The 13,409-nt window shown below is 71.2% G+C and carries 11 protein-coding genes and 1 tRNA gene; 6 read left to right on the forward strand and 6 right to left on the reverse strand.

Translation table 11 applies throughout. The features are described from left to right. The first annotated feature begins 2 nt into the window (after positions 1-2). The gene (locus HNR14_RS15270) at positions 3-1,604 is read left to right on the forward strand and encodes an acyl-CoA dehydrogenase family protein (protein ID WP_179701714.1); all 1,602 of its coding nucleotides are present in this window, start codon (positions 3-5) and stop codon (positions 1,602-1,604) included. Positions 1,605-1,680: 76 nt separating this feature from the next. Here the strand turns inward: HNR14_RS15270 and HNR14_RS15275 are convergent, their stop codons facing one another. Further along, positions 1,681-4,197: a glycosyltransferase gene (locus HNR14_RS15275; RefSeq protein ID WP_179701715.1), complete on the reverse strand. Its 2,517-nt coding sequence runs from the start codon at positions 4,195-4,197 to the stop codon at positions 1,681-1,683. A 75-nt stretch (positions 4,198-4,272) separates the two neighbouring features. Beyond that, positions 4,273-4,785 (reverse strand): MarR family winged helix-turn-helix transcriptional regulator, encoded by a 513-nt coding sequence (locus HNR14_RS15280; RefSeq protein WP_179701716.1) that lies wholly within the window; start codon positions 4,783-4,785, stop codon positions 4,273-4,275. An 85-nt stretch (positions 4,786-4,870) separates the two neighbouring features. Here HNR14_RS15280 and HNR14_RS15285 point away from each other — a divergent pair. From HNR14_RS15285 to HNR14_RS15295, 3 genes are all read left to right on the forward strand, one after another. After that, a tRNA-Gln gene (locus tag HNR14_RS15285) sits at positions 4,871-4,942 on the forward strand. A gap of 31 nt (positions 4,943-4,973) precedes the next feature. Further along, positions 4,974-6,398, forward strand: coding sequence for a bifunctional UDP-N-acetylglucosamine diphosphorylase/glucosamine-1-phosphate N-acetyltransferase GlmU (gene glmU / locus HNR14_RS15290; protein ID WP_021757009.1), 1,425 nt, complete (start codon positions 4,974-4,976; stop codon positions 6,396-6,398). Continuing rightward, the gene (locus tag HNR14_RS15295; RefSeq protein ID WP_021757008.1) at positions 6,399-7,376 is read left to right on the forward strand and encodes a ribose-phosphate diphosphokinase; all 978 of its coding nucleotides are present in this window, start codon (positions 6,399-6,401) and stop codon (positions 7,374-7,376) included. Here HNR14_RS15295 and HNR14_RS15300 read toward each other — a convergent pair. Beyond that, positions 7,333-8,658: a glycosyltransferase gene (locus tag HNR14_RS15300; protein WP_246311580.1), complete on the reverse strand. Its 1,326-nt coding sequence runs from the start codon at positions 8,656-8,658 to the stop codon at positions 7,333-7,335. The genes HNR14_RS15295 and HNR14_RS15300 overlap by 44 nt on opposite strands. Positions 8,659-8,729: 71 nt before the next feature. On the opposite strand from HNR14_RS15300, the gene HNR14_RS15305 reads away from it, so the two are divergent. Beyond that, positions 8,730-9,401, forward strand: coding sequence for a TetR family transcriptional regulator (locus tag HNR14_RS15305; protein ID WP_179701718.1), 672 nt, complete (start codon positions 8,730-8,732; stop codon positions 9,399-9,401). On the opposite strand, the gene HNR14_RS15310 is transcribed toward HNR14_RS15305, so the two are convergent. The 3 genes from HNR14_RS15310 to HNR14_RS15320 form a co-directional block, all read right to left on the reverse strand. Next, positions 9,370-9,714, reverse strand: coding sequence for a hypothetical protein (locus HNR14_RS15310; RefSeq protein ID WP_179701719.1), 345 nt, complete (start codon positions 9,712-9,714; stop codon positions 9,370-9,372). The two genes, HNR14_RS15305 and HNR14_RS15310, sit on opposite strands and share 32 nt — an antisense overlap. Positions 9,715-9,818: 104 nt before the next feature. Further along, positions 9,819-11,276, reverse strand: a complete 1,458-nt coding sequence (gndA, locus tag HNR14_RS15315; RefSeq protein WP_039921009.1) for an NADP-dependent phosphogluconate dehydrogenase — start codon at positions 11,274-11,276, stop codon at positions 9,819-9,821. A gap of 53 nt (positions 11,277-11,329) precedes the next feature. Beyond that, positions 11,330-12,253, reverse strand: a complete 924-nt coding sequence (locus HNR14_RS15320; protein WP_179701720.1) for an NAD(P)-dependent oxidoreductase — start codon at positions 12,251-12,253, stop codon at positions 11,330-11,332. A gap of 93 nt (positions 12,254-12,346) precedes the next feature. On the opposite strand from HNR14_RS15320, the gene HNR14_RS15325 reads away from it, so the two are divergent. Further along, complete coding sequence (locus HNR14_RS15325; protein ID WP_343064508.1) at positions 12,347-13,399, forward strand: D-2-hydroxyacid dehydrogenase; 1,053 nt, start codon at positions 12,347-12,349, stop codon at positions 13,397-13,399. The last annotated feature ends 10 nt before the right edge of the window (positions 13,400-13,409 follow it).

Raw genomic sequence — 13,409 nt, forward strand, 5'->3', positions numbered from 1 at the left:
GCATGGGCACCCACACCGTCGTGAACCAGCCTCCGCCGCGCGTCGACCTCGACGAGTACGCCGCGAACGTCCCGCTGCAGGAGGCCGTCGAGCGCTACGACGCCGGCTGGGCGACGGCGGAGCTCGGAGAGGTCGGCCGGCACGTCGGCACGGCCGCGTTCCAGGCCGACGCCGAGCGCGCCAACGTGCGCGAGCCGCAGCTGCGCGCCTTCGACCGGTGGGGCAACCGGGTCGACGAGGTCGACTACGACGAGAGCTACCAGCGCATCATCCGCTCGGCCGTCGCCGCCGGCGCCCACACCGCTGCATGGGCCGAGCCGCGCCCGGGCGCGAACGTCGCCCGCGCCGCGACGTTCATGCTGTTCGCACAGGTCGAGCCCGGCCACGCCTGTCCGATCTCGATGTCGCACGCCGCCGTCCCCGCCCTCGCCGCGAATCCCGTGCTGGCGGAGGCGTGGGTGCCGCGCCTGCTGAGCCGCGAGTACGACGGGCGGCTCGTCGCGGGCAAGACGTCGGCGCTGTTCGGGATGGCCATGACCGAGAAGCAGGGCGGCTCGGACGTGCGCGCCAACACGACGCAGGCGATCGCCGCCGGTGACGGGCGCTGGCTGCTCACCGGTCACAAGTGGTTCTGCTCCGCCCCGATGTCGGACGGGTTCCTGGTGCTCGCCCAGACCGGGGGCGGCCTGAGCTGCTTCGTCGTGCCGCGCGTGCTGGAGGACGGCACGCGCAACGTGTTCCTCATCCAGCGGTTGAAGGACAAGCTGGGGAACCGGTCGAACGCGTCGAGCGAGATCGAGTTCGACGGGACCGTCGGGTACCTGCTGGGGGAGGAGGGACGCGGGGTGCGCACCATCCTCGAGATGGTCAACCGCACGCGGCTCGACTGCATCCTCGGCAGCGCGGCCGGGATGCGGCAGGCCGTCGCCGAGGCGACGTGGCACGCACGCCACCGCACGGCCTTCGGCGGCCGCCTCGTCGAGCAGCCGGCGATGACGGCCGTGCTCGCCGACCTCGCGCTGGAGTCGGAGGCGGCGACCGCGGTCGCCCTGCGGCTCGCGCGCGCCCACGATGCCGACGCGCCCGAGTCCGACGTCGCATTCCGCCGCCTGGCCACCGCCGTCACCAAGTACTGGGTCTGCAAGCGCGGCCCCGGCCACGCCTACGAGGCGCTCGAATGCCTCGGCGGCAACGGCTACACCGAGGCCTTCCCGCTGGCCCGGCGCTACCGGGAGCAGCCCGTGATGGCGATCTGGGAGGGGTCGGGCAACGTCATCGCGCTCGACGTGCTGCGCGCCCTCGGCCGCGAACCCGCCAGCCGGGAGGCCTTCGACGCCGAGCTGGCCGCCGCCCGCGGCACCCACGCCGAATTCGACGCCAACCACGACCGGCTCCGTGCCGCACTCGCGACGGCCGACGAGTCGTGGGCGCGCCCGCTCGTCGCCGCGCTCGCCGTCGCCCTGCAGGCCTCGCTGCTCATCCGGCACGCTCCGGCCGCGGTCGCCGACGCCTTCGTGGCCGCGCGGCTCGGCCCGGATCGCGGCTCCCTCTACGGCGAGCTGCCCTCCGGAGTCGACGCCGCCGCGATCGTCGCACGCGCCTGACCGGATCCCGGCCGCCGAGCACAGCAAAAGTGCTCGGAAACCGGCGCGGATCGAGCCTTTTTACTGTGCTCGCGGGCTACGGGGTCTGCTCGGCGAGCACGGGGGCCGCGCCGATCGCGCGGTAGAACTCGCCGACCGCCTTGCGGTTGTACCCTGCGTAGTCGAACCGGCTGTCCGGCACCCCGCCCGCGAGGAAGGCGCGCAGCCCGTCCGCCACGCCCTCGTCGGTCTGCGGGACGACGAGCCCGCTGCCCGCGGGGAGGGCGTTCTTGGCCGAGGCGAACTCGACCGTGACGATCGGGAGGCCGAGTACGAGCGCCTCGAGGATGACCATCGGCTGGCCCTCGTAATCGCTGGAGAGCACGAAGCAGTCGGCCTTCGCCATGATCGCGTGCGGGTTGCGCTGCATCCCGGTGAGGAAGGCGGCGCCGTCGAGTCCCAGTTCGGCGATCAGCGCCCCCAGCTCGTCCGCCAGAGGACCGTCGCCGACGATCACCAGGCGGGTCTTCGGGTTCTGCGCGTGGACGGCGGCGAAGGCGCGCACGAGCCGGCCCTGGTTCTTCTCGGGGGAGAGTCGACCGACGTTCACGAACGTCGTCACGTCGTCGTCCGCCAGCAGCGCCTGCGCCCAGTCGGGGACGCTGCCGGTCTCGTCGTCGAAGGTGATCTCGTGCAGGTCGGCCTGCGCGTTCTCGAGGATGTGCTCGGCGTCGACGGTGTTCAGGGCCGAGAGGAACTTCTCGGGCGCCGCGTATTCGGCGAGCGACTCCCGGTTGATGTCCGACAGGGTCGGCGACACCGAGACGAGGTGGTCGTACTGGCCGTAGAGGGTGAAGATCTGCGTGAGGCTGTGCAGCATCTTCTTCTCGCCGTTGACCTCGCGGTGCGCGTCGGCGGCCAGGTCGTTGTGCAGCCAGATGGCGCGCTGCGCGTCCGGGGAGTGCAGCAGCAGTGCGGCCCAGAACGGGCCGTAGCCCGAGAAGTCGACCACGTAGTCGAAGCGGCTCTCACCGAAGCAGCGGTACCACTCGTCGTCCCACAGCTGGTTCTGCGCCGGGATCTCGGCGTGCTCGGCGATCCGGCCGCGGCGGAAGTGGAGGTGCCGGGCCAGGTGGAGGAGCTTCGCGCCGTTCATCCCGCCCACCCGAGGGAACTGCCGCACGGCCGGGTGGATCTGCTTCTGCTTGGCGATCGACGCACCCGAGCGGCTCTGGGAGAACAGCGCGGAGACGTCGTACCGGTCGTGGTCGATGTTGTTCAGGAGGTTGAGGGCCGAGGTCGTGATGCCGTTCGGGCGCATCCCGCCCAGGTAGAGCAGGATCTTCTGGCGGCCGTCCTGGTCGAGTCCGGTACGGAGGCGGTACCCGTCGCGGACCCGGCGGAACACGATGTCGACGACGCGCTCGGCCGCGTGACCGTCTTCGTAGGGCGTGAAGCGCTCCTGCATCGAGGCGTACCGTTCACGAGCCTCCTCGGGCACGCGGTCGTCGTCGGCGGCGATGCGGGCGATCTGCTCGCCGACCTCCCGTGCCGACTCGTACACCGGGCCCGGCCACTCCTCCGGCTCGCAGTACAGCCCGCGGGTGCCCGCGTAGTCGGCGAGGTCGGGGGTGAAGAAGACGATCGGCCGGCCGGTCTGCAGGAAGTCGAAGAAGATGCTCGAGTAGTCCGAGATGAGCAGGTCGGAGACGCCCAGCACGAGGTTCGTCGGGATCTCGTTGGGCACCAGCAGTCGCTGCAGCTCGGGCCGGTGGGCGGCGAGCTTGTGCACCGACTGGTGCGTCTTGAGCAGCACGGCGTAGCGGCTGGTGTCGATCTGCTCCTCGATGCGGTGGATGTGGTCCAGCAGCTCGTCGAGGTCGTCCGTGGGCCTGCCGAAGGTCGCGCCCTTCCAGGTCGGCGCGTAGAGCACGACCTTGCGATCGCCGAGCGGGATGCCGGCGGCGACCAGGCGGGCGCGCACGTCGTCGCGCGCTGCGTCGTCCAGGAACTGCCGGTCGATGCGCGGGTAGCCCTCCTCGACGATGGCGCCGCGGTAGATGCCGGTCAGCTTGTAGGCCGTCTCGTACATCTGCTCGCTCATGAACGGGTTCGCGGAGAGCAGGTAGTCGGACTGCACGAAGTTGCGGATGATGTTGGCGGTGCCGAGCGCGCCGTCCTCGATGTCGTAGCCCATCCGCTTCAGCGGGGTGCCGTGCCAGGTGTTGAGGTAGACCTGGCCGGGACGCTTGGAGAAGTCGGGCGGGAAGGTCGCGTTGTTGACGAGGTACTCGCTCGTCGCGAGCGCGCGGTAGTACGCTGCGGAGCCGTAGCGGACGAAGCTCACCCGGGCGTCGCCCGCGAACTCCTCGACCGTCGACCGGTACTGGTCGAGGTCGGACAGCGCCCAGATGTGGGTCAGGCCCTGGAAGTCGGGGGCGTCGAGCAGCGCGCGGAACACGGCCTCGGGGTTGTCGAGCATCCCGTTGCCCGAGAAGGACTCGTAGAAGACGCTGCCGGCGACCAGCGGCTGGCGGCGCCAGTGCGCGTGGATCTCGAAGCGGGCGGCGCGTTTCACCCGCGACGGCAGGCGCTTCAGTCGGGAGAGTCTCATCCCTGCGAGTTTATGAGAGCGGGATAACGGTCTCCTGGGAGTGCGACAGGAGACCGCTGCGTGCGGCGGACGGCGTCAGGAGTCGAAGCTGAGGCTGAGCTTGCGGAGCAGGGCCGCCAGGCGCTCCTGATCCGAAGGGGAGAGCGCGTCGAGCAGATCGGCCTCGGCATCGACCAGCCGCGTGATCGCCGCGTCGACACGGGCGAGACCCTGCGCCGACATCTGCACCAGGATGCCGCGGCCGTCGTTCGGGTCGGTCCGGCGCTCCACGAGGCCGCGCGCGACGAGCCGGTCGATGCGGTTCGTCATCGTGCCGCTGGAGACGAGGGTCTGCTGGAGCAGCGACTTCGGGCTGAGCTGGTACGGGGATCCGGCGCGACGGAGGGCCGAGAGCACGTCGAACTCCCAGGAGTCGAGGTCCGAGCGGTCGAAGGCCGCGCGGCGCGCCCGGTCGAGGTGCCGGGAGAGGCGGTCGACGCGCGAGAGCACCTGCAGCGGCGAGAAGTCGAGGTCGGGGCGCTCGCGCAGCCATGCCCCGACGATGCGGTCCACTTCGTCGCGCGGTCCACCGTCGCGTGCGTCACCCATCCCTCCATCGTATTCACCGTCCGACGTGTTCACCTCTCGCACACGACGGGTCTGGCAGACTGTCACCTGCGCGTTTTCCGCGTGTTCCGCCTTGGTGTAATGGCAGCACGACAGCCTTTGGAGCTGTTAGGTCCAGGTTCGAGTCCTGGAGGCGGAGCGGCAGTGGCCACACCGACCCCGGGAGGGACATGACCGACCAGAATCTCGCCATCGTCGTGCTGGCGGCGGGCCAGGGCACGCGGATGAAGTCCTCGACCCCGAAGCTGCTCCACGAGCTCGGCGGCATCCCGATCGTGGGCCACGTGCTGGCCACCGCCCGGGAGCTGGACGCGGCGCACGTCGTCGCCGTCGTGCGGCACGAGCGCGACCGCCTCGCCGCGGTCATCGAGGCCGACCTCCCGGAGGCCGTGATCGTCGACCAGGACGAAGTCCCCGGCACCGGCCGCGCGGTCGAGCAGGCCGTCGCGGCGCTGCCCGCCGGCTTCTCCGGCGACGTGCTCGTCGTGAACGGCGACGTCCCCCTGCTCGACGCGGCCACCCTGCGCGAGCTCATCGCCACGCACCGCGACAGCGGGTCGGCGGCGACCATCCTCTCCAGCTTCCCGGCCGACGCGACGGGCTACGGCCGCATCGTGCGCAACGCGGCCGGAACCCTCGACCGCATCGTCGAGCACAAGGACGCGACCGACGACGAGCGGGCCATCGGCGAGATCAACGCCGGCATCTACCTCTTCGGCGCGGCCGCGCTGCGCGACGAGCTCGCGGCGATCACCACCGACAACGCGCAGGGCGAGAAGTACCTCACCGACGTGATCGGGCTGCTCCGCGAGGCGGGCTTCGATGTCGACGCGCTCCCGGTGGCCGACTCGTGGCTCGTCGAGGGCATCAACGACCGCGCCCAGCTCAGCGAGATGGCGGCGAAGCTCAACGCCCTCCTCGTGCGCACCTGGCAGCTCGCCGGCGTGACCGTGCAGGACCCGGCGACGACGTGGATCGACGTACGGGCGAAGCTCGCGCCCGACGTCACCATCCTCCCGGGCACCCAGCTGCGCGGCGCGACCGTGGTCGAGACCGGCGCGGTCATCGGCCCGGACACGACCCTGCTCGACTGCGAGGTCGGCGAGGGCGCGACCGTCAAGCGCACGGACGCAACGCTGGCGGTCATCGGCGCGGGCGCGACCGTCGGCCCGTTCGCCTACCTCCGCCCCGGCACCGTCCTGGGCGAGGGCGGCAAGATCGGCACCTTCGTCGAGACCAAGAACGCGACCATCGGCGCCGGCACCAAGCTCGCGCACTTCAACTACGTCGGCGACGCCGAGGTGGGCGAGAAGTCCAACCTGGGCGCGGGCGTCATCACCGCCAACTACGACGGAGTGAACAAGCACCGCACCGAGATCGGGTCGCATGTGCGTGCGGCCACGAACACGGTGTTCGTGGCGCCCGTTAGGATGGGTGACGGAGCGTACACGGGAGCAGGCACCGTCGTCCGCAAGGACGTCCCGGCGGGCTCGCTCGCCATCACCGTCGCCCCGCAACGCAACATCGAAGGCTGGGTCGCGCAGAAGCGACCGGGCACCGACGCCGCCCGAGCTGCGGAAGAGAGCGGAGAATAAGTGTCTGGGATCACCGCGAACGGCCAGAAGCGCCTCGTCCTCATCTCGGGGAGGGCGCATCCCGCGCTCGCACAGGAGATCGCCGAGTGCCTCGGGAGCGAGTTGGTCCCGACCGACGCCCGCACCTTCGCCAACGGCGAGATCTACGCCCGGTTCGATGAGAGCGTGCGCGGCTCGGATGCGTTCGTCATCCAGTCGCACACGTCGCCGATCAACGAGTGGCTCATGGAGCAGCTGATCATGGTGGACGCGCTGAAGCGCGCCTCCGCCAAGCGCATCACGGTCGTCGCCCCGTTCTACCCGTACGCCCGTCAGGACAAGAAGGGCCGCGGCCGCGAGCCGATCTCGGCCCGCCTGGTCGCCGACCTGTTCAAGGCGGCGGGAGCCGACCGCATCATGTCGGTCGACCTCCACGCCGCCCAGATCCAGGGCTTCTTCGACGGACCGGTCGACCACCTCTTCGCGATGCCGGTGCTGCTCGAGCACATGAAGCGCGAGCTCGACCCGTCGACCCTCACCGTGGTCTCGCCGGACATGGGCCGTGTGCGCGTCGCCGACATCTGGAGCGACAAGCTGGGCGCGCCGCTCGCGATCATCCACAAGCGCCGCGACCCGCTCGTCCCGAACCAGGTCTCGGTGCACGAGATCGTCGGCGACGTGAAGGGCCGCGTCTGCCTCCTGGTCGACGACCTGATCGACACCGGCCGCACGATCGTGAAGGCCGCCGAGGCCCTCAAGGCCGCCGGCGCGACCGGCGTCGTCGTGGCTGCGACGCACGCCGTCTTCAGCGACCCGGCCGTCGAGCTGCTGCAGTCCGACGTCATCGACTCGGTCGTCGTCACCGACACGCTGCCCCTCCCGGAGCACAAGCGCTGGGACAAGCTCACCGTCCTCCCGATCGCGCCGCTGCTGGCGGACGCGATCGAGCAGGTGTTCACCGACGGCTCGGTGACGTCGATGTTCGACGGGGCGGCGTAGCGCCGGGAGCACAAGCCGCGACGACGGCACGCTCGACCCCGTCGAGCCCCGACGACGAACGGATGTCGGCGCCGATCCGCGCGCTCGCCTCGGCGTAGCGGCGGTCGGCGAGCACCGTCCGAACGGCATCGGCGATCGCCTCCTGCGTCGGCTGGTTGGTGCGGAGGCTGACGCCGACCCCCGTCCACGCGACGCGGGCGGAGACCTCCGTCTTGTCCTCCGTGGTCCCGGCGATCACGATCGGGACGCCGTGCTCCATGGCGTAGTGCACGCCGCCGTACCCGCCGTTGGTGACGTACACCGCCGTGCGCGGCAGGAGCTCGTCGTACGGGAGGTACGGCGCGACGCGCGCGTTGGCCGGCAGGCTCTCCCCGAGGTCGACCACGGGACGGCCCCCGGTGCTCGCGACCACCCAGACGTCCGCGCCCGCGAGGGCCCGGATCGTGGGGAGGACGAGATCGCCGAGTTCCCGGTTCGCCACGGTGCCCTGGGTGACGTGGACGATCGGCCGGCCGTCGGCCAGGTCGCCCCACCAGGCCGGGAGCGGAGTATCTGAGCGCTGCGTCCGCGAGACCGGTCCGACGAAGTGGACGGGGACCGTGACGTCCGGGCGCGGGTACTCGAACGACGGCACCGTGAACTGCACGACGCCGTCCGAGCGGGACGGCCAGTCCAGGATGAAGCCGCCGAGGGGTGCGCCGGCTTCGAGGGCGATGCTCCGCGCCTCCTTCTGCACGGGTGCGAAGATCGCCTTCTCGGCGACGAAGGTGAGTGCGGCGTTGCGAAGCCGGCCGGCCGGGCCGGGCTTCGGTGCGACCCCCAGACCGAACGGCGCGGTGTGGCGGCTCTTGAGGCCGAGCGGCACGATGCCCAGGTTGAGGACGGCCGGGCGGGAGGCGCGCGGACGGGCGGTCAGCAGGGCGGCACCGAGGAAGAGGCTCTCGGCCAGGACGACGTCGATCCCGTGCCGAGCGATCGCGGCGTCGACCGCCGTGAGCTGGGCGCGGGCGGGTGCCAGGAAGATGGCGCGCATGTCGTAGCGGATGCCGGCGGGGCCGGTGAGGCCGACCCGTCCCGGGAACGCCGCGTCCATGTCGGTGTCGTCGTAGTCGGCCTCGGCCGGCAGCGGGAGGACGGTCGCACCGGTGCCGGCCGCCCGTCCGGCGTAGCGCGCGCCGGTGAGGAAGAAGACGCGGTGGCCGCGCTCGACGAGGGCCGCGCTGACCGCGAGGAGCGGGGTGACGTGGCCGTGGACCGGGGTGCTGCAGAGAAGGATGTTCATGGGTGCTCGCATTTCGGGTTAGAGTCGAGTAAACGTCAACAGTATTCACTACACGTGAAGGGTAGTCAATAGTGCCGGAGCCGACCACGCGCCCCTACCGCTCGTCGCTGCGCCAGGAGCAGGCGCGGCAGACCCGCGAGCGCATCCTCGACGCGGCCGCCGCGGTCTTCGCCGCGCGCGGGTACGCCGGAGCCTCCCTCGCCGAGATCGCGACCACCGCGGGCGTCTCCGTCGAGAGCGTCAAGGTGCACGGGCCGAAGCGCGCGCTGCTGCTGGGCGCGTTCGAGCGCGCGTTCGCCGGGGAGGCCGGGGAGGAGTCCCTGGCTGACCGCCCGGAGGTGGCCGCGATCGCCGCTTTGGACGACCCCGGCCGGATGCTCGCGGAGCTCGTCCCGTTCATCGCCGACGCGAACGCTCGCACGGGAGGTCTGTGGGCTGCCTTCACCTCGGCGGCGCGCGACGACGCCGAGGTCGGCGCGGCGATGTCCGGACTGCTCGCGCGGCGGCACGCCGACTACGGGCGCATGGTCGACCTCCTGGCGACGCGGGGAGCGGAGGGAGCCCGTGATCTCGATGAGGCAGGGCGTCGCGAACTGGCGGACGCGCTCTCGTTCGTCATGTCGCCGGAGGGGCACCAGCAGCTGGTCGGCGAGAGCGGGTGGACGTTCGAGCGCTACAGCACCTGGCTGCTCGCGACCGTGCGGCTGCTCGTCAGGGAAGCTGGTGCGGCGTCGAGGGGATGAGGCCCAGCGGCGCTACGAACGTCGCGTCGCCCTCGGTGTTGAGCGCGTAGCACTGCCATCCGGGTCCGGTCGGGCCGGTGAACTCGAACCGCGCCGACGAGTCCGTCGCGTTCGGCTCGTAGTGGCGCACGTACACGGCGCAGGTGTTCTCGGCGGTGGAGGTCTGCATCCCGATGGTCAGGAGGATCCCGGGCAGCAGGAGGCCGGAGAGCGCGAGGATCACGAAGACGCGCGTGAGGACGACCCGCCGTTGCCGCGGCGAGCGGTCGAGCGGCTCGTACTCGGCCAGCTCCGGGTGCTCATCGAACGTCACGTGTCGAGTCTCGTCGCCCGCAGCCCCCGAGTACAGGAAAAGTGCTCCGAATCGGGCGGATTCGGAGCACTTTTCCTGTACTCGACGGCTGGGGGCTCAGCGCGTCAGTGGCTGGAGCCCTCGGACTCGATCTCGGTGCGGTCGCCCGACCACAGCGTGTGGAAGGTGCCGTCCTTGTCGACGCGCTTGTAGGTGTGCGCGCCGAAGAAGTCGCGCTGACCCTGCACCAGGGCGGCCGGCAGGCGCTTCGACGCGAGCGAGTCGTAGTACGACAGCGCGGCGCCGAAGCCGGGGACCGGCACGCCCGAGAGCGCGGCGGTGGCGACGATGCGGCGCCAGGCGGCCTCGCCCTCGCGTACCGCGTCGGCGAAGTACGGCGCCTCGAGCAGCGTGGCGATGTCGGGGTTCTCGTCGTACGCGTCGGCGATGCGGTTGAGGAACTGGGCGCGGATGATGCAGCCGCCGCGCCAGATCTTGGCGATCTTGTCCTTGTTGATGTCCCAGCCGTACTTCTCGGCGCCGGCGATGATCGCGTCGAAGCCCTGGGCGTAGGCGACGACCTTCGACGCGTAGAGCGCCTTCGAGACGTCGTCGGCGAAGGCGGCGACGTCGTCGGCCTTCTGCACGTCCGGGCGCGACTGGATGGTCGCCTGCACGGCAGCGCGCTGGTTCGGCTTGGACGAGACGGCGCGCGCGAACACGGCCTCCGCGATGCCGCCGACCGGCACGCCCAGGTCGAGGGCGTTCTGCACGGTCCAGACGCCGGTGCCCTTCGAGCCCGCCTGGTCGAGCACGATGTCGACGAACGGCTTGCCGGTCTCGGCGTCCACCTGGCGGAGCACCTCGGCGGTGATCTCGATCAGGTACGACTCGAGGTAGCCCTTGTTCCACTCGGTGAACACATCGGCGATGGCGGCCGGCTCCAGGCCACCGACGGTGCGCAGGAGGTCGTACGCCTCGGCGATGAGCTGCATGTCCGCGTACTCGATGCCGTTGTGGATCATCTTCACGAAGTGGCCGGCGCCGTCGGTGCCGACGTGGGTCACGCACGGCTCGCCCTCGGCGACCGCGGCGATCGACGCCAGGATCGGGCCGAGCGTCTCGTACGACTCGGCCGAGCCACCGGGCATGATCGACGGGCCCTTGAGCGCGCCCTCCTCGCCGCCGGAGATGCCGGTGCCGACGAAGTGGATGCCGGAGGGGCTGATCCGCTTCTCACGCTCGATCGTGTCGAGGAAGTTGGCGTTGCCGCCGTCGACGATGATGTCGCCCGGCTCGAAGCGCTCGGCGAGCTGGTCGATGACGGCGTCGGTGCCCTTGCCCGCCTGGACCATGATGATCGCCGTGCGCGGCTTCGCCAGCGACGCCACGAAGTCGTCGATCGACTCGGAGGCGACGAACCCGGCCTCCGGGTGGGCGCCGATCAGCTCGTCGGTGCGGGCGTAGGTGCGGTTGTAGACCGCGACCGTGTTGCCCTCGCGGGACGCGAGGTTGCGGGCCAGGTTGGACCCCATCACCGCCAGTCCGACGACTCCGATGTTGGCGGTTGCTTCCTGTGACACGTGGTGCTCCTTCGTGCTCGGTGGTCTGCTGCGGCGGGTGCCGCGACGGGAGGTCAGGGGAGGGTGTGCTCCGTAGCGGGGGAGGAGGCGGCGATGAAGCCCTGCGCGACCGTGATGTCGTCGTCGCCGAGGCCGGCCTCCACCAGTCGGCCGAAGAAGTCCTGCAGCGTCGTGAGCTGGGGCGTGGCCGTCGCGGTGCGCTCCGCCTCCGCGCGGGCGAAGCCGAGGTCTTTCACCATGAACTTCGCCGGCCCGGAGACCGAGTAGTCCTTCTCGGCCAGACGCTGTTTGCGCGACTCGAGCAGACGGCTTCCAGCGTAGCCGCCGCCGAGCAGGTCGAGCAGTCGCGTTACGTCCAGCCCGGCGCGCTCGGCGATCACGGTGGCCTCGCTGAGGGCGACGATGGTGGAGGCGACGATCATCTGGTTGCAGGCCTTGGCGACCTCGCCGGAGCCGAGCGGGCCGAGCAGGACGGGTGTCCCCATGGTGGCGAGCACAGGCTCCGCGCGAGCGAAATCGTCCGGGTCGCCGCCGACCATGATGGCGAGAGCGGCGGCCTCGGCGCCGTCCGTGCCTCCGCTGACCGGTGCGTCGAGCACGCGGACGAGGCCGTCGGTGCGGGAGCCGAGCTCGGCGGCCAGCTCGCGGATGCCGTCGGGCGCGGAGGTGGAGCCGACGATCAGCAGCAGCGGGTGGTCGAGGCCGGCCAGCAGTCCGTCGGGGCCGTCGAGCAGGTCGCGCAGCTGCGGGAGGTCGGGGAGCATCGAGAGCACGATGTCGCTCTGCGCGGCGAGCTCTCGGACGGTGGGGGCGACGGTCGCGCCCGCGGCCTCCATCTCGTCGAGGGTGGCGCGCGTGCGTCCGTGCACGACGACGGGGGCGATCCCGCTGCGGAGCAGGTTGAGCGTCATCGGGCGGCCCATGTTGCCCAGCCCGAGGACGCCGACGGTGGAGCGAGGCTGTCTTTGGCTCGTCATGTGATCAGTATAGTGAACGCGGTTCAGTAGAGTGAATTCTTGATAGACTGTGTCCGTCTACCGGACTCTACCCCGCAGACAGTGAGGACGAAGGTGACCACAACCGAGCTCCGCGTCGCCGTGGCGACGCCCCTGAAGCCCGAGCACGCCGACCTCCTGGTGGAGCGCGAGCCGCGCATCCGCCTGGACCACGACCCCGAGCTGCTGCCGCCGATGCGGCACCCGGCCGATTTCGGCGGGGATCCCGCCTTCCGCCGGACGCCCGAGCAGCAGGAGCGCTTCGAGGCGATGATCGATGCGGCCGACGCCGTGTACGGCGTCCCCGACCTCGACCCCGCGCAGATCGCCCGCGCCGTGCGCGCGAACCCCGGCCTCCGCTGGATGCACACGATGGCCGCGGGAGGCGGCGGCACCGTCAAGGCCGCCGGCCTCACCGAGGCGGAGCTGGAGCGCGTCGCCTTCACGACCTCTGCCGGAGTGCACGGCGGGCCGCTCGCCGAGTTCGCCCTGTTCGGCCTGCTCGCCGGAGCGAAGGACCTTCCGCGCCTGGCGGCCGACCAGCGCGACCGTCAATGGCCCGGACGCTGGGGGATGGGACAGCTGGCCGAGCAGACCGTCCTCGTCCTCGGCCTCGGCGGCATCGGGGCGGAGGTCGCCCGGTTGCTGAAGGCGTTCGGCGCGCACGTGATCGGGACCTCCCGTCACGAACGCGCCGTGCCCGACGTCGACGAGGTGGTGAGCCCGGCCGCGATCGCGGAGGTCGCCGGCCGCGTCGACGCCGTGGTGGTCGCCCTCCCCGGGACGGCCGCGACCGAGCGCATGCTGGGCGCCTCCTTCTTCGAGGCCGCGAAGCCCGGGGTGACGGTGGTCAACGTCGGCCGCGGCACCGTGATCGACGAGGAGGCCTTGCTCGCCGCACTCGACGCCGGACGGGTCGGCTTCGCCGCCCTCGACGTCACAGCGGTCGAGCCGCTGCCGCAGGAGAGCCCGTTGTGGACGCACCCGCGCGTGCTGATCAGCCCGCACACGGCCGCGTTGACGACCGGCGAAGAGCGGCGCATCGCAGAATTGTTCGCAGACAACGCTACGCGCCTGCTGGATGGGCGCCCGCTGCGCAACCGGGTCGACACCGTCGACTTCTACTGACGCGGCGACG

Origin of the sequence: Leifsonia naganoensis, assembly GCF_013410615.1 — a bacterium.
GTDB lineage: Bacteria > Actinomycetota > Actinomycetes > Actinomycetales > Microbacteriaceae > Leifsonia > Leifsonia aquatica.

What these genes read in the sequence shown, in the direction of transcription:
- glmU (WP_021757009.1), top strand. Translation starts at nt 4,974, where the DNA reads ATGACCGACCAGAATCTCGCCATCGTCGTGCTGGCGGCGGGCCAGGGC.
- HNR14_RS15270 (WP_179701714.1), top strand. Translation starts at nt 3, where the DNA reads ATGGGCACCCACACCGTCGTGAACCAGCCTCCGCCGCGCGTCGACCTC.
- HNR14_RS15320 (WP_179701720.1), bottom strand. Translation starts at nt 12,253, where the DNA reads ATGACGAGCCAAAGACAGCCTCGCTCCACCGTCGGCGTCCTCGGGCTG.
- HNR14_RS15275 (WP_179701715.1), bottom strand. Translation starts at nt 4,197, where the DNA reads ATGAGACTCTCCCGACTGAAGCGCCTGCCGTCGCGGGTGAAACGCGCC.
- HNR14_RS15300 (WP_246311580.1), bottom strand. Translation starts at nt 8,658, where the DNA reads ATGAACATCCTTCTCTGCAGCACCCCGGTCCACGGCCACGTCACCCCG.
- HNR14_RS15280 (WP_179701716.1), bottom strand. Translation starts at nt 4,785, where the DNA reads ATGGGTGACGCACGCGACGGTGGACCGCGCGACGAAGTGGACCGCATC.